Annotated in this window: 19 protein-coding genes; 7 read left to right on the top strand and 12 right to left on the bottom strand. The window is 74.2% G+C overall.

The features are described from left to right. Window positions 1-181: 181 nt before the first annotated feature. The 3 genes from ACFXAZ_RS10495 to ACFXAZ_RS10485 all read right to left on the bottom strand — a co-directional run bounded on the left by ACFXAZ_RS10495 (window position 182) and on the right by ACFXAZ_RS10485 (window position 2,809). Complete coding sequence (locus ACFXAZ_RS10495) at window positions 182-1,267, bottom strand: hypothetical protein (RefSeq protein ID WP_384587411.1); 1,086 nt, start codon at window positions 1,265-1,267, stop codon at window positions 182-184. A gap of 65 nt (window positions 1,268-1,332) precedes the next feature. Next, window positions 1,333-1,770 (bottom strand): DUF4913 domain-containing protein, encoded by a 438-nt coding sequence (locus ACFXAZ_RS10490; protein ID WP_384587410.1) that lies wholly within the window; start codon window positions 1,768-1,770, stop codon window positions 1,333-1,335. Next, window positions 1,763-2,809 carry an NlpC/P60 family protein gene (locus ACFXAZ_RS10485; protein WP_384587408.1) on the bottom strand — a complete coding sequence of 349 codons (1,047 nt, stop codon included), beginning with the start codon at window positions 2,807-2,809 and terminating at the stop codon, window positions 1,763-1,765. The genes ACFXAZ_RS10490 and ACFXAZ_RS10485 overlap by 8 nt, the downstream gene beginning before the upstream one ends. Window positions 2,810-2,960: 151 nt before the next feature. On the opposite strand from ACFXAZ_RS10485, the gene ACFXAZ_RS10480 reads away from it, so the two are divergent. Further along, the gene (locus ACFXAZ_RS10480) at window positions 2,961-3,353 is read left to right on the top strand and encodes a hypothetical protein (RefSeq protein WP_384587406.1); all 393 of its coding nucleotides are present in this window, start codon (window positions 2,961-2,963) and stop codon (window positions 3,351-3,353) included. Continuing rightward, entirely contained in the window at window positions 3,350-4,762 is a 1,413-nt protein-coding gene (locus ACFXAZ_RS10475; protein ID WP_384587404.1) for a DUF418 domain-containing protein, read from the top strand. Before ACFXAZ_RS10480 ends, ACFXAZ_RS10475 begins: the two co-directional genes overlap by 4 nt. Here the strand turns inward: ACFXAZ_RS10475 and ACFXAZ_RS10470 are convergent. The 8 genes from ACFXAZ_RS10470 to ACFXAZ_RS10435 form a co-directional block, all read right to left on the bottom strand. Beyond that, a complete protein-coding gene (locus ACFXAZ_RS10470; protein ID WP_384587402.1) occupies window positions 4,695-6,503 on the bottom strand; it encodes a type IV secretory system conjugative DNA transfer family protein in 1,809 nt (602 codons plus the stop codon). The genes ACFXAZ_RS10475 and ACFXAZ_RS10470 overlap by 68 nt on opposite strands. After that, on the bottom strand, window positions 6,500-8,119 hold the full coding sequence (locus tag ACFXAZ_RS10465; protein WP_384587400.1) for an ATP/GTP-binding protein: 1,620 nt from the start codon (window positions 8,117-8,119) through the stop codon (window positions 6,500-6,502). Before ACFXAZ_RS10465 ends, ACFXAZ_RS10470 begins: the two co-directional genes overlap by 4 nt. Beyond that, on the bottom strand, window positions 8,116-9,609 hold the full coding sequence (locus ACFXAZ_RS10460) for an SCO6880 family protein (RefSeq protein ID WP_384587399.1): 1,494 nt from the start codon (window positions 9,607-9,609) through the stop codon (window positions 8,116-8,118). Before ACFXAZ_RS10460 ends, ACFXAZ_RS10465 begins: the two co-directional genes overlap by 4 nt. A 343-nt stretch (window positions 9,610-9,952) precedes the next feature. Then, window positions 9,953-11,260, bottom strand: coding sequence for a hypothetical protein (locus ACFXAZ_RS10455; protein WP_384587397.1), 1,308 nt, complete (start codon window positions 11,258-11,260; stop codon window positions 9,953-9,955). Next, the gene (locus ACFXAZ_RS10450; RefSeq protein ID WP_384587395.1) at window positions 11,257-12,018 is read right to left on the bottom strand and encodes a hypothetical protein; all 762 of its coding nucleotides are present in this window, start codon (window positions 12,016-12,018) and stop codon (window positions 11,257-11,259) included. The genes ACFXAZ_RS10455 and ACFXAZ_RS10450 overlap by 4 nt, the downstream gene beginning before the upstream one ends. 34 nt (window positions 12,019-12,052) lie before the next feature. Then, entirely contained in the window at window positions 12,053-12,337 is a 285-nt protein-coding gene (locus ACFXAZ_RS10445) for a hypothetical protein (RefSeq protein WP_384587393.1), read from the bottom strand. A 216-nt stretch (window positions 12,338-12,553) separates the two neighbouring features. Further along, window positions 12,554-12,826 carry a hypothetical protein gene (locus tag ACFXAZ_RS10440; RefSeq protein ID WP_384587391.1) on the bottom strand — a complete coding sequence of 91 codons (273 nt, stop codon included), beginning with the start codon at window positions 12,824-12,826 and terminating at the stop codon, window positions 12,554-12,556. Further along, window positions 12,823-13,215 carry a hypothetical protein gene (locus tag ACFXAZ_RS10435; protein ID WP_384587389.1) on the bottom strand — a complete coding sequence of 131 codons (393 nt, stop codon included), beginning with the start codon at window positions 13,213-13,215 and terminating at the stop codon, window positions 12,823-12,825. Before ACFXAZ_RS10435 ends, ACFXAZ_RS10440 begins: the two co-directional genes overlap by 4 nt. Before the next feature lie 804 nt (window positions 13,216-14,019). On the opposite strand from ACFXAZ_RS10435, the gene ACFXAZ_RS10430 reads away from it, so the two are divergent. The 3 genes from ACFXAZ_RS10430 to ACFXAZ_RS10420 all read left to right on the top strand — a co-directional run bounded on the left by ACFXAZ_RS10430 (window position 14,020) and on the right by ACFXAZ_RS10420 (window position 16,486). Then, window positions 14,020-14,808: a lytic transglycosylase domain-containing protein gene (locus tag ACFXAZ_RS10430; RefSeq protein WP_384587387.1), complete on the top strand. Its 789-nt coding sequence runs from the start codon at window positions 14,020-14,022 to the stop codon at window positions 14,806-14,808. Between the two features lie 11 nt (window positions 14,809-14,819). Next, window positions 14,820-15,815: a hypothetical protein gene (locus ACFXAZ_RS10425; RefSeq protein WP_384587385.1), complete on the top strand. Its 996-nt coding sequence runs from the start codon at window positions 14,820-14,822 to the stop codon at window positions 15,813-15,815. 125 nt (window positions 15,816-15,940) lie between these two features. Then, window positions 15,941-16,486 carry a sigma-70 family RNA polymerase sigma factor gene (locus ACFXAZ_RS10420; RefSeq protein WP_384587383.1) on the top strand — a complete coding sequence of 182 codons (546 nt, stop codon included), beginning with the start codon at window positions 15,941-15,943 and terminating at the stop codon, window positions 16,484-16,486. A gap of 25 nt (window positions 16,487-16,511) precedes the next feature. Here the strand turns inward: ACFXAZ_RS10420 and ACFXAZ_RS10415 are convergent, their stop codons facing one another. Continuing rightward, on the bottom strand, window positions 16,512-19,259 hold the full coding sequence (locus ACFXAZ_RS10415; protein WP_384587381.1) for a BTAD domain-containing putative transcriptional regulator: 2,748 nt from the start codon (window positions 19,257-19,259) through the stop codon (window positions 16,512-16,514). A gap of 566 nt (window positions 19,260-19,825) precedes the next feature. On the opposite strand from ACFXAZ_RS10415, the gene ACFXAZ_RS10410 reads away from it, so the two are divergent. Next, a complete protein-coding gene (locus ACFXAZ_RS10410; RefSeq protein WP_384587379.1) occupies window positions 19,826-21,028 on the top strand; it encodes a hypothetical protein in 1,203 nt (400 codons plus the stop codon). Further along, window positions 21,025-21,594 carry a hypothetical protein gene (locus ACFXAZ_RS10405; RefSeq protein WP_384587377.1) on the top strand — a complete coding sequence of 190 codons (570 nt, stop codon included), beginning with the start codon at window positions 21,025-21,027 and terminating at the stop codon, window positions 21,592-21,594. The genes ACFXAZ_RS10410 and ACFXAZ_RS10405 overlap by 4 nt, the downstream gene beginning before the upstream one ends. The last annotated feature ends 214 nt before the right edge of the window (window positions 21,595-21,808 follow it).

Below are 21,808 nucleotides of genomic sequence, written 5' to 3'. Positions count from 1 at the left end.
AGTCATGCGGGCGGCCCCGGGGCCGTGCGGGGCACAGCAGCCGCGGCCCAGCGCCAGGACCCAGTCCCTCGTCCCCCCCCCCCCGACCCCCCCCCTACCCCCCCGCCCTCCCCCCCCACCCCCCCCCCCTCCCCTCCCTCGGGGGTCGCGGCCCCGCGGTCCGCTCGACCGCCGGGGGCTGTCAGCTACGGCCCCTGCCCTTGCCGGACGACGACCCGCTCTTCGGCTCGTACCTCGATTCCTTGGACGAGTGGTGGCCCTCCCTGGACTTCTTCTTGCTCGACCCCTGTCCCGACGACTCCCCGCCCCGGCTGGCCGCGGGGGCCGTCGACACCCGCGTCGGCCGGTGATGGGCGGCGGTCGGCGCGACGGCGGACGTGGCCCCCTGCTCCCGCTCCCGGGTGCGGGTGCGGTCGGGCAGGGTGTGCAGGGCCGTGCCCTCGCCGCGTTCGTTCCCGACGTTCTCCGGCTCCTGCGCCGTACGGCCCTGCTTGTGCCGCTCGTTGGCCAGGTCGAGCCCGGTGCCGAGCCCGTTCGCCCAGGTGCCGCCCGCGCCGAGCCGGTCCTGGAGCAGCCCTTCCTCCTGGAAGGCCGAGACACTGTTCGCCACGAGGCCCACGGTGCGGCTGCCGAGGGCGGCGTTGTTCAGCGTGAAGAGGCCGTGCTCCGGGTACTCCTGGACCCCGCGATACACGTCACGCAGCACCGGCGCGGCTCCCGCGATGGCACCCACCTGGGTGAGGGTGTCCTGGGCCGAGGGAATCATGGGAGCGAGCCCCTGGACGGCCTGGGGTCCGAGGTCGATCAGAAGATTGCCGAGGAACTCCCGGTTGTCCCATGACCACTTCGCCGCCTTCTTGGCCGTCGCCGCGACATACCGCGCGACCGCCGTACTGGCGTCGGCAGCGTTCTGGTACACCGCGAAGTACGTCCCCGGCTCCGCGTTGCGGCCGGTGTCGGCGGTGTTCGGCACGAAGGCGCCGAGCACGGCCCCCTCGGGCAGCGCGGGCGCGTCCTCCGGAACCTCCACTCCCGCCGCCATGGTGCCCATCTCACCGGTCTGGGGGTCCTGGACGATGTAGACGGAGGCGTAGTCGCTGGCGTTGGAGTAGGCGCTGCTCTGCGGTGAGTCCGGCTGGGCCGCCTCCTCCTGGGACGAACGCCGCCGCGACGAGCCCTCCTGCGGCGACGACCGCCGTGACGAGTCCTTCTTCTTCGAGTCCCGCTTCCGCGAGGACTCGTGATCGCGTGAACCTGACCCTGCCATGTGACCCTTCCTTTCCTTTCAGAGGATTGGACGGCAGGCACAACGTGAGGCGCCGGGGCGGCGGTTCAGCGTCGGCCGGGCCGCGGCCCGAAGGGGTCCAGTACGTCGACGACGGGCGGCTCCTTCGGCCGGTGCCCCCCGGGTTTGCAGCCCGCGAACGGGCCCTGCGGGTCGCGCAGGGCGTCCATGACCGCCGGAAGGTAGTCGCGGTGCCAGGAGGCCGGGCCGGTCATGCTCGCGTCCGGCCCGGTCAGTTCCTCCCAGGCCAGCCACAGGCCGTGGAGCTGCGCGATCGCCTCGGGGTGCTCCCACCAGCGGGAGCACCAGGGCGACGAGGAGGTGACCTCCCGGCCGTAGACCGGCAGCAGCACATGGTGGGTCCACAGGGTCAGCCCGCGCAGCGCCTCGGCGTAGGCGGGGCCCTCCATGTAGAGGATGAAGGGCGACAGGGCGGGCGGCTCCTGCGCCCCCGACCCGTCGGGTTCAACCACCGGTTCACGCATCGGGCCGCACCACCCCGAGGATCGGCATCGACCCGGCCGGCGCGATGGACACCGTCCGGCCCGGCCGGGGGGCGTTGATCATCTCGCCGTCGCCGATGTAGATGGCGACATGGCTGGCGTCGGAGTAGTAGACGATCAGATCGCCGGGGCGCATCGAACCGACCGGGACACGGGTCAGGCCCTGCCACTGCGCCTGCGAGGTGCGGGGGATGACGAGCCCGGCGGACAGCCACGCCTGCGAGGTCAGGCCGGAGCAGTCGTAGCCGCCGGGGCCCTCGGCGCCCCACACGTACGGCTTGCCGAGCTGCCGGGCGGCGTACTCCACGGCCTTCTTCCCGGCGGCGGTCGTGGTGGTGCCCACCGTGTCCAGGACCCCGGTGTCCACCCACGCGTCCTGCGCGGCGCTCGCCTCCCGGGTGTCCAGGTCGTCCAGTTCCTGGAGCTGGGAGGCGGCGAGCTGCGACTCCAGCGACTCGGCGGCGGCGATGCGCTCCTCGACGGTCTTGCGTTCGGCGTCCCGGTCGCGGCGGTCCGTCTTCAGCCGCCCCAGCACCTCGGACGCCTCGTCGGTGCGGGCGCGCAGCTCCTCGCCGGTCGCCGTGAGGGCCGTGACCGTGTCGATCGTGCCCTGCTGGACCTGGCGGGCCAGGGACGCGTGGTCCAGGGCGCGCTCGGGGTCGTCGGCCAGCACGAACTGCAACTCGGCGGGCAGCGCGGCACCCGTACCCGACCGGTACTGGGCGCGGGCCGCCGCCCCGGCCAGCGAGGTCAGCCGGGCCAGCTTCTGCTCGGCCGCGCGGACCTGCCCCTGGAGGGTGTCCACCCGCTTCTCCTGGGCGTCCACCTTCTCGTCGGCCGCGTTGAACTTGTCCGTGGCCACGGCGGCGTCGTGGTACAGGCGCTGGAGTTCGGCGCGCACCTCGGCGAGCGTGGTGAGGGGCTCCGCGTGTGCGGCCGTCCCGCCCGTCGCCGTCAGCGCCAGGGCCAGTACGGCGACCGCCACCGACCGGCGCAGCCGCGCGCGCGGCATCCGTCTCATCGGGTCCGGCGCTCCCTTCGTAGGCGTGCTTCGCCCTCACAACGGGGCCGTGCCGTACCGCGGTTCAAGGGCGCGGGAACCGACCGGAGCCCGGGGCCCGTTGTGGGTGCGGGGAAGGTCGTACGGATCGGACGCCGGTGAGAGGGACCGTATGGATGCCGCCTTGGCGCTGCTCGCGCTGTGCACGGGGTGCGGGCTCGGGTTTCTGCTGCTCGCCGTGCGGGCCGGGGTGACGGCGCTGCGGCTGTGGGCGCGCGGATTGCGGGCGATGGGGACGGTCATGGCACGGGCGGCGGCCGACCCCCGGCGCGGCGGCCTGGTGGCGTTCCCGGACCACCTCGGCCAGGTGCTGGTCATGGACCCCGGGGGGTACGCGCCGCTGTGCGGGCTGCCCGAGGTCGGCGGCCGGGTGCCGGTGGTCTATCCGCGCGAGCGGCCCCAGGCGGCCCGGCTGTGGACGGTGGCCCATCTGCTGGCCCCGTCCTTCGGCTGGTTCCTGTCGGCGACGGTGGCGTTCGGCACGGCGGTCGTGGTGTCGGCGTGAACGACCACACGAACGACAACACGAACGACAACACGAACGAGGACATGAACGAGGACATGGGCGCAGGCGCGGGCAAGGGCAGGGCAAGAGCACGGGCAAGGGCGCGGGCGCGGACATCGAGCGAGGGCATGAGCAACAGCACAGGCAAGGACACCGGCAAGGACGCAGGCAAGGACACCGGCGAGGATGCGGGCGGGGACATATCCGGCGGAGCCGTCGCGCGGGTCGTGCAGCTCGACGTCCTGCGCGGCTTCGCGCTGCTGGGCATAGTGGTGGTCAACGCCCAGATGATGGCGGGGCCGTACTACGTCTTCGGCGGCGGCCCGGACGCCTCGGCCCTCGACCGGGGGGTGGCCTGGCTGATCACCGCGCTGGTCGCCTCCAAGTTCTATCTGCTGTTCTCCTTCCTCTTCGGCTACAGCTTCGTCCTCCAGGAGCGCTCCGCCGCCCGCGCGGGCGTCCCGTTCGGGCCCCGCCATCTGCGGCGCACGGCGGGCCTGTTCGCCCTCGGGCTCGCGCACGCGGTGCTGCTCTACCCCGGCGACATCCTCATGGCGTACGCCGTCCTCGCGCTGGCCCTGTACGGGGCGCGCGGCCTCCCCCCGCGCACCGCCGTGAAACTGGCCGCCGGACTCGTCGTCTTCCTCACCGCCCTGCTGCTCCTGGAGGGCCTGGCGTCGGTCGCCGTCACCGAGCCGCTGACCGCCGCCGGGTACGCGCCCACGGCCGCCGACACCATCGCCGCCCACCGGGGCGACGCGCTCTCGGTGATCGGCGCCCACCTCACCGACCTCCCGGGGTCCATCGCCGCGAACCTGCTCTACAGCCCCGACCTGTTCGCCGCGTTCCTCGCCGGGTTCGCGGCGGGCAGGGTGCGGCTCTTGGAGCGGCGCGGCCGGGACCGGGCCTGGCTGCGCCGGACGGCCCTGCGCTGGCTGCCCCTCGGTCTGCTCGGCGGCATCGTCTCCGCGCTCTGCGCGAACTGGCCGCTGGACAACCGCTGGTTCGACGTCGGACACGCGGTGGCCGTCCTGACCGGACCCGCGCTGACGGCGTCGTACGTCTGCGGACTGCTCCTGCTGCTCGACAGCGCCCGGCGCCCGGCGCGGGTGCTCACCGCCGCGCTGGCCTCCTCCGGGCGCCTGGCCCTCACCCACTACCTCACCCAGTCGCTGGTCCTGGCCCTCGTCTTCACCGGGTACGGCCTCGGGCTCTACGACCGGGCGGGCGCCGCCGCCGTCCTCGCGGGCTCGGTACTGCTGTACGGCGGTCAGCTCGCCCTCGGCGCCCGGCTGACCGGGCGCTTCCGGTACGGGCCCGCCGAACTGCTGCTGCGCACGGTCACGCTCGCGCGGCGTCCCGGGGCCCGGCCGGATACGGGCCCTTCTCCAGCGGGACGCCCGGCGTGAGCCGCTGTGCGGCCCGCCGGGTGATCGCCGCCGCCTCCGCCTTCGCCGCGGCCGAGATGGCGGCGGCCCCGGGCTCCTTGTACCAGGGCCGCAGCCGGATCAGCGCGGGCCGCACACCCGTCGCCAGCAGCAGCGCGGTGCCCTTGGGCAGCGCCCGGATCCGGTCGGGCGGGAGCACCGCCTCCTGCCGGTAGGAGTACGAGCGTGAGGTGCCCTCCTTGCCGTGCGAGACGCTCGGCGTCCGCACGTCGTGCTGGCCGACCAGCGTGGAGATCTTCTGCACGAAGTCGGCGTCGTCCAGACCCGCGCCGAGCAGCTTGACGGTCGCCGCGCTCCACAGCGCGTCCATGCCCATCTCGCCCCACACCCGCGCGCCCTGCCGGTAACTCTGGAGCAGGGTGACGACATTGATGCCGCGCGAACCGAGGTGGGAGTACAGGTCGGGCAGGTCGGAGATGCGGCAGACGTTGGCGGCCTCGTCCAGGACGGCCGTCAGGGGCGGGTCGAGCCGGCCGCCCATGCGTTCGGCGGCGACCACCCCCGCCCGCATCGTCGAGTCCGCCAGGCCCGCGATGACACCGGCCGCCGAGCCGCCGCCGTCCTTGGACAGCAGATACAGGGTGTCGGTGCCCAGGACATGCCGGTCCGGGCGGAACTGGGGCAGCTCCGGGTCCGGGGTCACCCAGGCGAGGATGTCGGGGTCCAGCAGACAGGCCACCGTCTGCCGGGCCGTCTCGTAGATGCCGTCCCGGGTCTCCACCGCGCCCCGGATCGTGCCCTGCAACTGCTCGGCCATCGCCCGCAGCCCGACATCGCGCAGCAGATCGATCGGGGTGCGGTCGGCGGGGTCGGCGAGCCAGCCCAGCAGATCGGCGACCGGGGCCTTCCCGCGCGCGGCGGCCAGGAACAGCGCGGTGAGGGTGTTCTGGGCGGCGGCGATCCAGAAGTCCTTCTTCGCCGTGTCGTCGTTGACGGACGCCACGAAGTGCCCGGCCAGCCGCCGTGCGCCCTCGATGGAGTGGCACTCGTCGAGCATGTTCCACCACATGGCGCGCGGCGCGTGCGCGATGCCCTGCGGGTCGAACGTCCACACCGTGCCCGCCTCCGCGCGCGCGGCGCGGGTCACCGCGTACACGTCGGACTTGTTGGAGGTGAGCAGGACCGCGCCCTGGGCGCGCAGCACCCGGGGGATCGCGATGCCGGTGGACTTCCCGGCCCGTGGTGCCATCAGGTCCAGTTCCACGTCCTCGTAACTGCTGCGCAGCTCCGGGCCCTTGGGGTCGAGGTCGCCGAGGAGATTGCCGGTCTCGTCCGGACGCAGGTCGCCGCGGCCCTGGAGGGAGGGGCGCAGCTCGCGGGCGCGGGCCGCGACGCCCTCGGGGCACAGGGCGGCCAGGTCGCGGGCGCGCGCCAGACCGCCGGGGCGGGTGAAGCGGTCGCCGAGGAAACGGACGGCGACGGCGACGGGCACCGCGACCAGCGCCAGCACCAGCAGGACGCCCCCGAGAACGGCGGCGGGCGGGGTCCCCGGCCACAGTGCGGCCGTGCCGTCGGAGGCCAGCGCGCCCGCGCTGGACAGGGTGAACGGCGGCGCGTCCCAGCCGTGCCCGGTGAGCCCCGCGCCCAGGGTGCCGCCCGCCCAGGCCACGGTGAACATCAGCAGGACGGTCCCGATGATCGCGGCGACGGCCCACTGCATCTGGTCGTGGAAGGGACCGCCGCCCGAGGGCTGCTTGCTCATCGCGTCCGCTTCCCGCCCGGGCCGCCGGACGGCCGCCGCTTCGGCGCCGCTTGGGTCTCCTCGTTCGGTGTCCAGCGGGTGTTGGTGTTGTGCAGCCGGCGTTCCGCGTCCGTGATGGCGACCTTGATCGGGATACCGGGACGGCCGCCGACCTTGATGAGGAAGCGGCCCCGGCCCGGCGGCTCCTCGTTCTCCCCGGTGACGCCCCAGCCGGGCGGCGACGACCACGACGACACCAGGTCGATCTCGCGCCGGGACAGGCCCACCACCTTGCCCAGATCCTCCATCTCCGCCTTCGGCAGCCCCGCGCACACCACCATCCCGGCCCGCTCCACGAACCCGCGTGCCTTGGCCCGGTCGGCGTCGGTGCCGAGCGCCTCGGCGTCCTTCAGGGTGTGGGTGATCTTGGCGTCGCCGAGCCCGAGGGAGCGGTTGAGGCGGGTCAGCGCGTCGATGCGGTCCACGATGCCGGACGCGGCGCGCAGCGGGCGCCACAGCTCGTCCAGCACCGTGAAGAACCAGCGCCGCGGGGCGAGTCCGGCGTCCGCGAGGGCGTGCGAGGCGGCGACCGTGCCGAGCCCGTCGGACCAGGCGGCGAGCATCGCGGCGGCGGTCAGTTGCGTGTCGGCCTCGCCGATGCCGGAGATGTCGATGCACACGGCGGGCGCGTCGGGGTCGATGCGGGTGGAGGTCTCGGAGGCGAAGGTGTCACCGAGCGGGCCGTCCAGGATGCCCAGCAGGGAGCGGTGCAGCGGGTCCACGGCGTCCCGGTAACGGGTGTCGTCACCCCGGTCGAGGGTGACCGCGCGTACCCGGTCGGGGCCCTCGGTCAGCACCCGCAGCACATCCGGCAGCAGCACCGGTCGGCCCACCGGGGGGTGTTCGCGCAGATGGTGCAGGACGGCGGACAGCACGGACTGCTCGTGGTCGTCCATGGGACGGCCCCGCACGATGGTGATCAGCGCGGCGACCATGTTCAGCACCCGGCCGTGCGCCTCCGCGTGCAGCACCGCGCCCGCCTTGCCGCCGATCCGGTCGGCGGCGGTGCCCATCGCCCCCGGGTCCAGGACGTTGATGCCGCCCCGGCCGCGCCCGATGGAGATCACCTGGCCGCCCAGCGCCCGCACGGTGTCGGCGTAGTCCGGCTTGAGGTCGCCGAGGACCAGCGGGACCACACCGGTCGCGGCCAGCCCGATCAGCATCCGGTTGATCAGCGTCGACTTGCCCAGACCCGGCATCCCCAGCATGAACAGGGAGGGGTTGGAGATGTAGCGGGCCCGGGTGAACCAGTTCAGCGGGTCGCCGCAGACCGTGGCGCCGGTGAACAGATGCTGCCCCAGCGGCACGCCGGTCATCGGTGAACCCGAACCGGCGGCGAACGGCCACATGCCGCACGCCTGCACGGTGGTGGCCCGCCACATGGTCGGCGGATCCAGATAGCCGACCCGGCCCCCGCCCGCGCCGATCCAGCCGCGCGCCGGTACATACAGCTGCCGGGGGCGCGGCGCGGGCCTGGCCTTGCGGGGCGCGGGCCGTTCGGCCGCCCGCCCCGCCTGCCGCTCCTCGGCCAGCCGGTCCGCCAGCTCGGCCTGCTTCCGCTCACGCCGATCGCTCACAGCGCCTCCTGCAACTCGTGCGGGACCAGGGTCTGTTCCCACGGGAGAATGCCGGCGGGCAGCGTGCAGCTGAACGCCGCCGCCTGCATCCGGTCGGCGGGCCGCATCAGCACACGGGCCGCGGCGGTCAGATTCCGGACGGCCACACTCGCGTCGGCCAGCTCCTCCATCGTGTCGACGGTGACGGTCATCATCAGCGAGAACTCCACCAGTCCCGCGCCCGACGCCTCCTCGGCCGCCGTCTGCTCCGCCGCCCGCACCTCGGTGGCCGCACGGGCCTGCACCATGCCCTTGCCGGACGTGGCCATGAACTGGGCGCTGCGCCGGTCCGCCTCCACGATCCGCGCCGACGTCGCCGGGTCGATGGGCCGGTAGACCAGCGCGACCCGCTTGCGGCGGGTGACCGGAGCGGCCTCCAGCATGCCCCGCAGCACCGAGGAACGGACCGTGCCGCGCGGCGCCAGCGTCATCAGCCAGGTCCGCGACACCCCTGAGTCGTGCTGGTAGGCGTTCACCGTCTCGACGGCGGCGGCGGGCCCGGCGTCCTCCCACTCCAGGCCCGTACCGCCGTGCTGGGCGCGTGCGCTGAGCACATCGGCGGCCACCGCCGGGTCGTACGCGACCCGGACGACCTCGGCGATCCGCTCCGCCGACAGCGGGTACGCGGCTCCGCCCCCGGCCGCGACCAGCCCGCTCAGCAGCCCCGGGATACGGATCGCGAGATCCGCGATGACCTCGTCCTTCTTGCGCCGCGCGCCGCCCGGGACGCCGTAGGTGAGGGAGACGTACGTGTGCATCTCGGAGGACGCCATCGGATACCGCTCGACGACCTCCTCCATCACCGCGCGGGCGGCGGCCGGCGCGTCCGGATGGATCCGGGGCAGCACCTCGTGCGCGAGCCGGGTGCCCGGGTCGGGGGCGGTCTCCACGATCACGGAGGCGCCCCGCAGCCCGGGTTCGTGCGCGAGCCGGGCCAGCCACTCGCCCCACAGCGCCACCCATACGTCGACCTGGTCCGGGTCGATCAGCGCGCCGCCGTCCGGCTCACAGCCCAGGACGATCGTGTACAGGTTGCGCGCGGGATGGTGCAGCACCCCGAACGGGCGGTCGTACGCGTCCCGTCCCTCCGTCGCGGTCACCTTGTTGAGCAGCCCGGGCGGCCGGAACCGCCCGCCCGGCCGGGCCGACAGCGGGCCGGAGACATACAGGTGCGCGCCCTTCGCCTTCCGGCGCCACCAGCCGACCCGCAGGGTGACCAGCTGGTAGACGTTGCGGCCGTCCTGGGTGCGCAGGGCGAGCGGGGCCAGCACCATGACCATCGGGACGCACACGGTCAGCGCGGCCTCCATGGAGATCAGCGACGCCAGCAGGGTGATGACGAGCCCGCCGAAGACCCCGAAGGTGCCGACCAGCCCGAGCGGCCCGAGCCCCGGCCGCCGTGGCCTGCGCCAGTTGCCGTACGTCGGATGGGTGGCGGCTTCCGTGGACATGTGGATCGCGGGTCCCTTCTGGAGGGGTGGGGGGTACGGGGGGAGAGGGAGGACCGGCCGGGGCCCCCGGGGGCGGGGGGGGCCGGGGGGGGGGGGGGGGTGGGGGGGCGGGGGCCCCCCCCGCGCGCGCGGCGGCGGGGGGGGCGCCCCCGGCGGGTGGCCCGGGCCCCGGGGCGAGGGCCGGGGGTCATCGGTCGTGCCCGAGGCCCGCGCAAGGGGCGCTGGGGCTCCGGCCGTCCGGGGGTCACGGGGCGGGCCTCAGGACAGGCTCCGGCTGTCCCGGGGGCCACTGGTGGCGCCTCGGGACCATGTGCGGGGCGCTCGCGTCCCGGCCGTCCGGGGGTCACTGGTTGTGCCCGAGGTTGCCGTCGGCGCCGTCGACCGCCTCCGTGGCGCCGCGGGCGACCGCCTGGGTCGCGGTGGTCGCCGCGGTGACCACCGCGGCGGCCGGTCCGGCGAGCGAGGCCGCCCGCCCCGCGCCCGCTGCCGCACCGCCACTACCCGCGCCGCCCCCGGCGCTTCCCGCGCCGGAGGGACCGCCCCCGCTCGACCCGCCGCCACCGGCGGAGGAACCCTCCGAACCACCGGAGCCGCCCAGGCCCTTGGAGCCACCCGCGCCGGAGGAGCCGGCGCCACCGGAAGACCCACCGGCCCCGGTCGACCCGCCCGCCCCGGACGCCCCCGACGGCCCGCGCGCCCCCAGCGGCCCGCCACCGCCCGCGGCGGAACCACCGCCACCGCCGCCCCGACTGGCGAGCTGGATGGCGCCGGAGGCCAGCCCACCGGCCACGCTCGGCGCCTGCCCGCCGGGATTGCCCGTACCGAGCGCGGCCGTGGCGGGCACGATGAGCTTCAGCAGGGCGGGCAGCGCGACGGCCGACAGCAGCATCACGGCGATACCGGCGATCCGGGTGTGGATCGTGCCGTCGACCGCGCCGGGCACGTTCTTGCCCGCACCGGTCATCACCGACCCCGCGTACAGGATCAGGCCGGCCGCGGGTTTGTACAGCAGCCAGGCGATCATCCAGCCGATGTGCTTGCGCCACCAGCCGGCCCCCCAGTCCGTCATGGAGGCCGCGGCGGCGACCGGGAGCGTGCCCAGGAGCACGATCAGGACGCCCATCCGGATGTAGAGCAGGATCGTCTGGAGGATTCCGGCGATCAGCAGCAGGAAGGCGAGGATCAGCTTGACGAAGGCGCCGACCCCGCCGATGTCCGAGCAGCCGCCGATCTGCTGGAGCTGCGCCTTCGCGCCCTCGTTGAACAGATGCGTCGCGTAGTTGTCCGAGACGATGACGGCCGCGCCGACGATGGTGGTGGCCGCGCCCGAGACCAGGACGACCCGCAGGATGCCCTTGAGCGCGGTGACGCCCGCGGTGCCCTTGCGTTCGATCGCCATACGCGCGGCGGCGAACAGCAGGGAGCCGACCGCCAGATAGATCACGATCCACTGGGTCTGGCCGTTGACCCGCTGGGACACCGTCATGGATTCGAGCGTCGGGATGCCGGTGATGATCGCCCCGTACACCTGGATCGCCGCGAAGAGGACGAAGTCCGCGATCGTGCCCAGGATCGTCCCGATGGGGTCGCCCAGGAAGCTGAAGAAGCTGAGGATGGCGTCGATGAGCGGGTTGCCGGTCTTGCAGGTCATGTGCCGGCTCCCCACAGCAGATAACTGTTGGTGTCCTGGACGGTCGTCATCTGCGAGTACAGCGAGCCGTCGACCCCGGCCTGCACCTTCCAGTCGCCGTCGCTCCAGCGCACCTCGACCGCGGTCGCGGTGAAGCCCTGGCCGCCCTTGATGAGCAGCGAGACGGTCGCCGCGTCGGGTGTGTAGGCGATCAGGGAGAAACCGACGTACGACGAGACGGGCGAACCGTCGGTGCGGCGGGCGGTGTCGGCGCTCAGGGAGCGCTGGAACTCGAACATGTCCCGGCCGGGCCCGGCGACCAGCTGCTGCTCGGTGACGGTCCGCCAGCCGGACTCGCTCATCTGGGTGGGGATCACGGTGGCGGCCAGGGCGGCGCCCGCGGGCGTGTGCGCGAAGCACCACCACACGGCGCCCTGGAACAGGGTGGGCCCGGCCGAGGCCGAGACGGGCACCCGCGCGACGCCGAGCGGGCGCCAGTCGATGTCCTCGGGCGCGGCCTTCGGCGGCGCGTCACCGGCGCTGTCGTCGGTCGCGCAGCCCTCGGGGCGACCGCCCGCCGGGGGAGCGCCGGACAGCGGGCCCTCGCTCGCGGTCGCCTCGGCCGGTTCCGCCGCGGTGTCGCCCGTCGCGGCCGACGTCAGCGCGAGCAGGCCGCCGATCACGACCACGACGGCGAGGAACCCCGCCGACAGCTGCCAGCTGGGCTGCCTCCAGTACGGCCCGGACTCCTCGGCCCGCGGCTGCCTGCGTAGGAACATCTCGGGTGCCCGTCCCTCTGCCCGTCCCTCCGGCTCAGGCGAACACGAAGGAGACGATCGGGCCCGCCGTGGCCACCAGGACGCAGCCGCCGAGCACCATCCCGAGCCGGCTCATGTGCTCGGAACTCTCGCCCCGCTTCACGGATATGGCCATCATCGCGCCGGTCACCAGCACCCCGGCGACCCCGGCGGCGGTACCCGCCCAGGCGACCAGATTGAGAACCGTGTCGACCTTCTCGGTCAGCTCGGGCGGGGCGTCACCCTCGGGCGCGGGCACGGCGGCGAGCAGCTGGGAGGTCTTCTGGAGCAGGGAGGACATGAGGATCTCCGGGAGGAATCGGTGCCACCGGTGTGGGGTGGGCGGTGGGCTGAGGGTCGCGGTGGTGCGGGAGACGGGGACGGCGGGACGGCGGGGACGGCGGGGGATGAGGGGGACGGTTCACGGGGGTGGGTACGGGGACGGGGAATCGGCGGGTCGGATGGGATCGGGTCGCGTCGGGCGGGGCGGGCGGGCTGGTCGGGCTGGTCGGGCTGGTCAGTTCAGGCCCAGGTCGCCGAGGTAGGAGACGAGGGGGCCGGCCGTCGTGGCGATGAGCGAGGCGAGGCCGACGAAGAAGGCGCCGCGGAAGTGCTCGCCGCCCTCGCCCGGTTCGCCGCGGCGCAGCTGGAGCGACATGTTGATGCCGACGACCAGCAGTCCGAAGACGCCCGCGGCCGAGGCGCACCAGGCGAAGGTGTTGAGGATCGTGTCGGCCGCGGGGCCCGGGTCGAAGAACTTCTCGTTCGGGGCGGCCAGTGGGGACATCATGACCGGCCCCTCTCGCGTCCGGACCCGGCGCCCACCAGGTCGCCGAGCCGCACGAGCTGGGCGGGCAGCCGCCGGGGCTCACCGCCCTCCCGCCAGGCGGGGATCCACGGCACCCGGTGCACCCGGGCGACGGACCGGATGACCCGGACGCGGCGCAGCAGGCTGAGCGGAAGCAGGCCGGGCGCGTCGGCGACGAGGACCACGCACAGCAGGTCGAGCCCCTGCGGGGCATGCCCCTCCTCCAGCGCCCGCAACGCCTGCGAGACCGCCCGCATCCCGTGCGCGCTGGTCCGCCCGACCAGCACCACCCGCCGGGGCTCACCCCGTCGCGGCTCCGGCCACCGGCCCCCGACATCCACTCCGCCGAGCACCTCCACCAGCGAGGACACCCCGGCCCCACCGTGCGCCTTGACCCACCCGACATCGCCCCGCGACGTCCCCCGCGCGACCTGGGGCCGCCGGGGCTGATGCCCCCAGGTGCCTTCGGGGACGGGGACGGGGACGGGGGCGGGGACAGGGACGGGGGCGCGCTTCGGCCCGGGGGCGGGCGCGGGTGCGCGGGCGGGGCCCGGCGCGGGCGCGGTGCGGCGTACGGGTCCGGGGGCGCGGGGCGCGGGTACCGGCGCCGCGGGAGCAGCGGGCGCCGCCGAGACGATCCGCGGCGCCCTGCCGCTCGTACGCCTGCCCGCGCTGTTTCCGCTGCCGTTCCCGCCGCTGTCTCCGGCGCTGTTTCCGTTGCCGTCTCGGCCGGAAGCGGGCCGTGGGTCCGGTGGTGTGGGCGGCGGGGTGCTCGGCCCCCGTTCCCACGCCCGCGAGGCGGGCCCCGGACCTGTACGCGGACTCTGAGCCGGACCTGGGGCCGAACCCGGAGCCGGACTCGGACCCGGACCCGGACCCGGGCCGCGCTCCCGGCCCGGAGCCTTCGCCGAACGAGTGCCCATCTCCGTGCCCATCTCCGTCCCGCTCCCTTCGTCGCTCGTGCTTCCGCCGCTGTGACTCATCTTGTTTTTCCACCGGTTTGAACTTATTCGCCCTGGGGCCCGTTGGGATCTGTCGAGCCCGGCGGACAGCACAACGGGCGGTCCGCCCATGGCGGTTCAAGGTGTTTTCGAAGTGGCTCCGAAGTGAGTCCGAAGTGGCTCTGGAGTGGCTCCGGAGGGACTCCGGAGTGAAGGGGAAGAAGGCGCGCGCGGATGGCGGACAGCGAGGGCGGCGATGAGTCGAAGGCCGTCCGGAACAGCCTGATCGCGGGTGGCTCCTGCGGCTGTCTGATGATGCCGCTCATCCTGGCCGGCGGGGTGGTCGTCGTGATCGTCTTCGGCGGGCTCGGGGTCCTGCTGGCCCCGCTCATCGCGCTGATCCTGCTCTTCGGCGGCGGTGGCGGCTCCGCCGGCCCGGACGACGCGGACGAGGTGATCGCCGTCTTCGAGGGCGACGGCAAGGGCCCGCTGGAGGCCGGCACGGTCCCCGCCGACCTGGTGGACCCCATCGAGGAGGCCGGTGCGAAGTGCCTCGCGATCGGCCCGATCGTCATCGCCTCCCAGCTTGAGCGGGAGTCCGGCTTCAACGCGGCGATGGTCGGCGCGAAGGGCGAGGAAGGCATTTCGCAACTGCCGCCGGATGTCTTCAAGCGGTACGGCGAGGACGAGGACGACAACGACAGGACCTCCGCCTTCGACGCCGCCGACTCGATCGCGGCGCAGGGCCGCCATATGTGCGATCTCGCGGACCAGGCTCAGGAGATGATCGACGCGAACGAGACCGACGACAGCGTCCTGGACCTCACCCTGGCGGCCTACCACGTGGGCATGGACTCGGTGCGCGCCGCGAAAGGGGTGCCCGCCACGAACGAGGCACAGGGCTATGTCGCCGCCATCCGCGCCCAGTTCGCCAAGTACGGCGGTCTGGCCGCGCCGCCCCCCGGCGCCACCCCCGGCGTCACCCCGAGCCCCGCCACGTCGTCCGCACCCCCCGCCGCATGAGGAGCACAGCAATGGACCGTTTCGAGGTGTATCTCTCCGACGAAGAGGTCGCCGAGATCAACGGGGAGCCCGTCGTCGCCGCCCCCGGCAAGTCGGTGCACGAGGCCGTACTGGACCGGTTGCAGCGGTACGCGCAGGAGCGCGGCGGTGCCGTGGAGGCGACCGTGAACCAGGGGTCCGGCCTGGACGACTTCGCCCTCCAGGTCTCCCCGGACGGCTCCAGCCGCCTCCTCCTGCCCGAGGAGCCCGAGGAGCCCGAAGAACCCGAAGAACCCGAAGAGCCCGAGGAACCCGAGGAGCCGGAGGAGCCGGAGGAGCCCGAAGAGCTGGAGGCGCCCGACGAGCACGATGAGCCCGAGGCCCCGGACACCCCCGTACCCGACACCACCGCCCCGGCCACCGCTCCCTCGGCCACCACCCCGTCGGCCCTGGCCGCAGCGGTGGGCCGCGCCCGAGCCGCCGCCCGCGCCGCGTCCCCGGAAACTCCGCAGACCCCGGGAACCACCCGGACCCCGGCATCCCCGCAGACCCCGGAGTCCCCGCAGACCCCGGAAACCGGAGCCCTCCCCACGGAGTTCACCGACCGCATCGCCCGGATCAACGCGCTGGTGTCCGCGGGCCGCCCGGCGGAGGCGCTGGCCGCCGCGACCGCGCTGCGGGTGAGCCTGACGCGTGCGGCGGGCGCCGAGGACCCGCACGCGCTGGAGGCGCGCGCCCTGGAGGCGTACGTCGCCCATCTGTGCGGCGAGCACCGCGAGGCCGTCGTCCTGGCCCTGGGCGTGGCCCGGATCCGGTGCGCGTCCGGGGACCTGCGGGCGCCCGGCGACGTGGCACGGGCGGCGGCCTCCTGGCAACAACTGGACGACGACCGGGCGGCCCTCGTGCACGGGCGCGAACTGCTGCACCTGTGGGACGTCCTCAATCGCCGGGGACTGCTCACGCCCGGCCACCGCAATGTCGCCGAACGGGTGCGCGGACACGTGGACTCCCTGGCGGCAAACGTCTGATCCGGCCTCGTACAGCGGACGTCAATCGCTCATGGATCGCCCCTCGGAACACTCCGTTCCCCGGGACGACCCGGCACCCGGTCATCCGGACCGGCGCCGGTCGTCCCCAGGAGCAGGAGCACACCATGAACGTGACGGTCATCGGATCGGCGAACGCGGCCTCGCCCGAGGAACGGGCCCTGCGCGACCTCTACATGGCGCACGGTCCGGCCCTCTACACCTATGTCCTGCGCATGCTGAGCGGCGACACCCACCGCGCGGAGGACGTCGTCCAGGAGACGCTGCTGCGCTGCTGGAACACCCGCAATCTGGTGGACGACGAGGGGATGGCCGTACGCCCGTGGATGTTCCGGGTGGCCCGCAACCTCGTCATAGACGCGCACCGCACACGGATGGCGCGGCCGTTGGAGATCAACGGCGAAACCTGGCTGGACGAGTGGAGCGCCGAGGTGGACGACATCGAGCGGATGCTGTCGTCCGTGGTCGTGCAGCAGGCACTGGACGCGCTGACCCCCGCGCACCGCGATGTGCTCCGGGCGACCTTCTTCGCCGACCACACCACCCGGCAGGCGGCCGAGGCCCTGAACATCCCGCAGGGCACCGTGAAGTCCCGGGTCTACTACGCCCTGCGGGTCCTGAAGTCGGCGCTGGAGGAGCGCGGGGTGCGCTGAGTCCGGGACCCCTCACCCCCACACCTCACCCCGCGGCCGACTCGTACCAGACCGGCCGGACCCCGTGACCGGGTCCGATCGCCGCCCCCGCACGGCTCCGCTCCCGGTCGTCCACCTCCAGCAGCGCGATGGCCACCGACCAGGCCGTACGGGCCGACGCGTGGTCGCCCGCGGCGTGGTGGGAGTCGCCGAGCCGCCGCAGCGCGCCGGCCTCCAGCCGCCGGTCGCCGATCTCCCGGTACCGTCGCACGGCCCACCCGAACCGCTCGACGGCCCGCTCGTAGCGGCGCAACTGGTGGTACGCGCGCCCGGCGCCGTCCAGCGCGGCGGCCTCACCGCCCCGGTCACCGGCCTCCCGGTGCGCGCGGACGGCCCGTTCGCAGTGTTCGAGGCCGCGCTCGGCGGCACCCAGCAGCAGATACGTACGGCCGATCTCGTCCAGGACCGCGCCCTCGCCGCCGGACCGGCCGTCCGAGCACCGGAGGAGTTCCAGGGCCTTGCCGAGGAGGGGGATCGCCTCGCCCGGACGTCCGAGGCGGGTGTGGGTGAGACCGAGCCCGCGCAGGGCGTGCGCCTGTCCGACGGGGTGGCCCTGGGCACGGGCGGCACGCAGCGCGGCGCGGTGGATCTCCAGCAGGTCGTGCGGATGGCCGAGGCGGTCGAAGTGCGGGTCCAGGGCGTGGGCGAGCCGCCAGGCGTGCTCGTGGTGGCCTTGGTCGGCGGCGTGCTCGACGAGCGCGCGCAGCACCTGGCGTTCGGCGCGCAGCCAGGTCGTCGCCTGCTCGCCGTCGGCGAACCGCAGGGGCGCGCTGTCGGCCGCGCGCGCGGGCAGGGGCAGGGCCGTACGGAACGGGTCGAGCACGGCTCCGGCGTGGTGGGCGGTGTGCAGATGGTGGTCCAGCAACCGCCGTGTCGCCGTGTCGCGTTCGTACGGGGTGTCCTGTTCGGCGGCGCGTTCGCGGGCGTAGGCGCGCAGCAGGTCGTGCAGGACGAACCGGCCCGGCAGGTGCTCGATGAGCAGGCTGGCCCCGGTCAGCTCGGTCAGCAGCGCGCGGACGCGGCGCCCGTCCCCGTCGGCCAGCGCGGCGGCGGCCCGCACGCCGATGTCGGGTCCGGGGTGCAGGGCGAGGCGGCGCAGCAGCACGGCGGCGCCGGGCGACAGGGCCCGGTAGGACCAGGAGAAGGCGGTACGGGGGTCGGTGCCGGTGTCGTGGCCGGTGAACGCGTCGAGGGTGCCGTGGCTGTCGCGCAGTTCGGCGGCGAGGTGGGCGAGCCGGAAGCCGGGGTGATGGGCGGCGCGCGCGGCCACGTCCGCCAGGGCCAGCGGCAGTCCGGCGCACAGGTCGACGATGGTGCGGGCCGCCTCCGGCTCGGCGGCGATCCGGGCGCCGCCCAGCCGCCGGGCCAGCAGTTCCCGCGACTCCCCGGCGCTCAGCGGGGCCGGGGTGAGCGGATGGGCGCCGTGCCGGGCCACCAGTCCGCTGAACCGGCCCCGCCCGGTGACGACGACGAGGCAGCCGGCCGCGCCGGGCAGCAGCGGTTCCACCTGGGCGGTGTCCCGGGCGTTGTCCAGCACGATCAGCACCCGCCGGGCGGCGAGGACACTGCGGTACAGCGCCGCCCGCGCGTCGAGCCCCTCGGGTACGGCGTGCGGGGCGACGCCGAGCGCGACGAGGAACGCTTCGAGGACCTCGCCGGGAGCCATGCCGGTGCCGCCGGGTCCGTGGCCGCGCAGATCGACGTGGAGGCTGCCGTCCGGGAAGCGGTGGGCGATCCGGTGGCCCCAGTGCAGGGCGAGGGCGGTCTTGCCGACACCGGCCATGCCGTTGACGACGGCGATGGTGGCGCCGCTCGCCCCCGGCCCGCCGTCACCGAGGAGCAGCGCGGTGAGATGGCCGAGCGCGGTGCGGCGGCCGGTGAACACGGGCAGGTCGGTGGGGAGTTGGGAGGGCCGGATGCCGGTGCGGGCGGTCGGCGGCGTCGGTGCCGGGGTGAGGGCGGGGTCACCGGCCAGCAGCCGGGTGTGCAGGGCGCGCAGGGACGGCCCGGGTTCGATGCCCAGCTCGTCGATGAGCGTACGGCGGGTGCGGGCGTAGGCGGCGAGCGCCTCGGCCTGCCGGCCGCACCGGTACAGGGCGAGGAGCAGCAGTTCGCTCACGGCCTCGCGCATCGGGTGGGCGTCGCGCAGGGCGAGCAGTTCCGCGACGACCGCCTCGTGACGGCCCAACTCCAGTTCGACGCGCAGCCGCAGTTCCAGGACGCTCAGCCGCCGCTCGGCCAGATCCAGGCGCGCGGACCCGGCGTACGGGCCGGGAACCCCGGCCAGCGCGTGGCTGTCCCACCCGGCGAGGGCGGCACACAGCGGTCCGAGGGCCCGGTCGGGCCGGCCGCCGGCCCGGTGCTGCTTGGCCTGCGCGACGGCCTCCTCGCAGTCGGCGAGGTCGGTGGCGACCTTGTCCGTCCGCAGGGCGTATCCGTCCCCGAGGGACATCAGGACCTCGGGCGCCTGTCCGCGCCCGCGCACGGGTTCCAGCAGCTTGCGCAGCCGCGAGACATACGTGCGCAGCACGGCGACCGCGCCCGGTGGCGGCTCGCCGCCCCAGACGCCCTCGACGAGTTCGGCCACGCCGACCGCGTGTCCCCGGCGCAGCAGCAGCATCGCGAGAACCGCGCGTTGCTGGGGGGAACCGAGCGCCAGTTCCGAGGTGCCACGCCGGCCGCGCAGCGGACCGAGCAGAGAGAACCGGAGCGGTTCGATTCCTCTTTCCTCCACGCCCCGGACAGTATCGGCCGATCGCCCGAGCGCCAGCCCAACAAGCCGTTTCCCGCCAGATGGCCGGAGAGAAGGCTGGCATCGATTGGCATATGACAATGGTAAATGCCGATTTGCCTCCTATCGCCGTGGCATGATCCGCTATCGCCCGACGAAGGCAAGATCACAACGGGTGTCCCGGTGGCGCCCTTGTCGCACCCTGAGGAGAACGCCAGTGGGGCTGCTCGTCGGAGGTCTGCTCATGCTCGCCGTGGATCTGAGCGCCGAAATCGCGGCGCTCGTTTGTATACCGTATGCCATCACCTTGGGGTACGCCGCGCTGGCCGCCGCCTGATACGGAGAACCCCGCGTGCCGGAAGTGCTTCCGCTTCCGGCACTTTTTCGTGGGCGGCAGAGACGGTGGGCGAGCCGCGGCAAGGATTCCGCAAGGTCCCTGCAAGCAATCCGTCGAGTAGGTGCGGCAGACCCCGTCCGAGAGAAGTGGTCCACACACTCGGGGGGATGCAGTGTCCGCAACGGGGGCTTTATGGCTGAACGGGCCTGTTGGTCTGGGGGCGCACAGTCGTGTGCTCCGGACCGGGTGCCACACCGTACTGGTCGTGGTGCCGTTCATGGTGGCCGGTATCCGGCTGATGGATGTGCTGGCTCTGCTGGAAGCGGATCACCGTGTTTCGGTGATGTTCACCGTGGCGCCGGCGACGAACGGCGCCGTGTGCCATGGCTCGGAGGAATTCGTCCGGGCGCAGGGCGGCTTTCTGCTGCCGTGGCACCAGGCCGTTCAGTGCGAATTCGATCTGATCCTGGCCGCGAGTGAGGTGGCGGTGGAGCAACTGCACGGGAAAGTACTGCTGCTGCCGCACGGGGCGGGGGTGATGCCGTCCCGGCTGCGGGCGCGCAGCGCCGGTTCCCACGCGGCTCCGACACACGGTCTGGACCGGGGGCGGCTGGTGCACCGGGGACGGCTGCTGCCGGCCGCGCTGCCGCTCACGCACGACGATGAGCTGGCGGTGCTGCGCGAGTCGTGCCCCGAGGCCGTGCCGGTGGCGGTCGTGACGGGCGATGTCTGCTTCGACCGGCTGGTGGCGAGCGTGCCGCTACGGGAGAGCTATCGGCGGGCGCTGGGTGTGAGCGCGGGCCGGAAGCTGGTGGTGGTGACCTCGACCTGGCAGCCGGAGTCCGTCCTCGGCAGTCATCCGGAGCTGCTGGACCGGCTGTTGGGCGAGCTGCCGCCGGAGCAGTACCGAGTGGTGGCGATCCTTCACCCCAACGTCTGGGGCGTCCACGGCACCTGGCAGGTGCGGGCGTGGTTCGCGGACTGCCTGCGTGCGGGGCTGCTGTTGCTGCCGCCGCAGGAGGGATGGCGGGCCGCGCTGGTCGCCGCCGACCTGGTCATCGGCGACCATGGATCGGTCACCAGCTACGGCGCGGCGATCGGCGCCCCGGTGATGCTGGCCCCTCCGGCGCAGCGTTCCTTTCTGCGCCTGGGGAGTCTGGCGGAGCAGGTCAGCCGCGGGGCCGTCCGGCTGCGCTGGGACACGCCGCTGGCCGGGCAGGTGCGTACGGCGATGGGCAGCCGCTCGCGGATCCATCAGCGCCGGATAGCCGCGATGATCACCTCCAGGCCGGGGCGGGCCGCACGGATCCTGCGGCGCACGATCTACTCCCTGCTGGGTCTGGCCGAGCCGAACCGGGCGGTCACCGTCGATCCGGTTCCCCTGCCCGTTCCCCTCGGCGGCGCCGAGCGCTTCGACCTCGCGGAGGGGGCATGACCTCCCTCCAGCGTCGGGGACTCCGCTGCCGCCACGCGCTCATCGGCGGCCTGATGGGCGTTCAGGCCGCCGGGGGCCTGACGGTCAGCCGCTGCCGGACGCACAGCCGGGAGGACGCGGGTGTCTCCGTGTGGGCCTGGGGCGCGGGCCCTCGCCCTGACGGGGCGGTGCGCCCGTCCCCGCCCGGCACCGGGGGTGCGGCAGCGTGGCCAGCCTGTCCGTGCACGGTCGCCGACCGGTTCCTCATGGTCGCCGAAGGGGCCGGGGCGCGGTGGCGGCAGAGCGCCGATGTGGTGACCTGTCTCCCCCGGGCGACCGCCGGTTGCGCGCGGGAGGTGGCCGCGGCCCAGGTGGACCGACTTCCCGGGTGCTCGCTGGTCACGGTGCCGGTGCCCGGGTCCGGGACGGTCCTCCGCACTCGCGCCGAAGGGGTTCTCGTCCGTCACGAGGCCGGGCGGGCGCCGGTGTGCGGGGTGTGCGTGTACCCCTGGCTGGTCGCCGGGTACCGGCTCGCCGACCTCGCCGAACCGCTCCGCCGCTCGGCGCGGGCCGTGTCACGGGGGTAGGTGGTCGGAGCCGTCGTCGAGCCGCGCTTCCAGCCGCGCCGCTATCCTGGCGAGCGCGCGGTCCACCCGGCGCAGATCCCGCGCACCGGCTTCCAGCGCACCGGCTTCCACAGAGAAGGGGCGCGATCTCGGGAAAACGGTGGGGGCGCCGGCCCGCGAGCCCCCTTTATAGGGAGGGAGACACCCAGCGCGACAAGCGGGGTGGCGGGGGGAG

The sequence above is a fragment of the Streptomyces sp. NPDC059477 genome (assembly GCF_042749375.1).
Classification (GTDB): Bacteria; Actinomycetota; Actinomycetes; order Streptomycetales; family Streptomycetaceae; genus Streptomyces.
The sequence above is the reverse complement of the archived record's forward strand: the minus strand, read 5'-3'. Positions and strand labels throughout refer to the sequence as shown.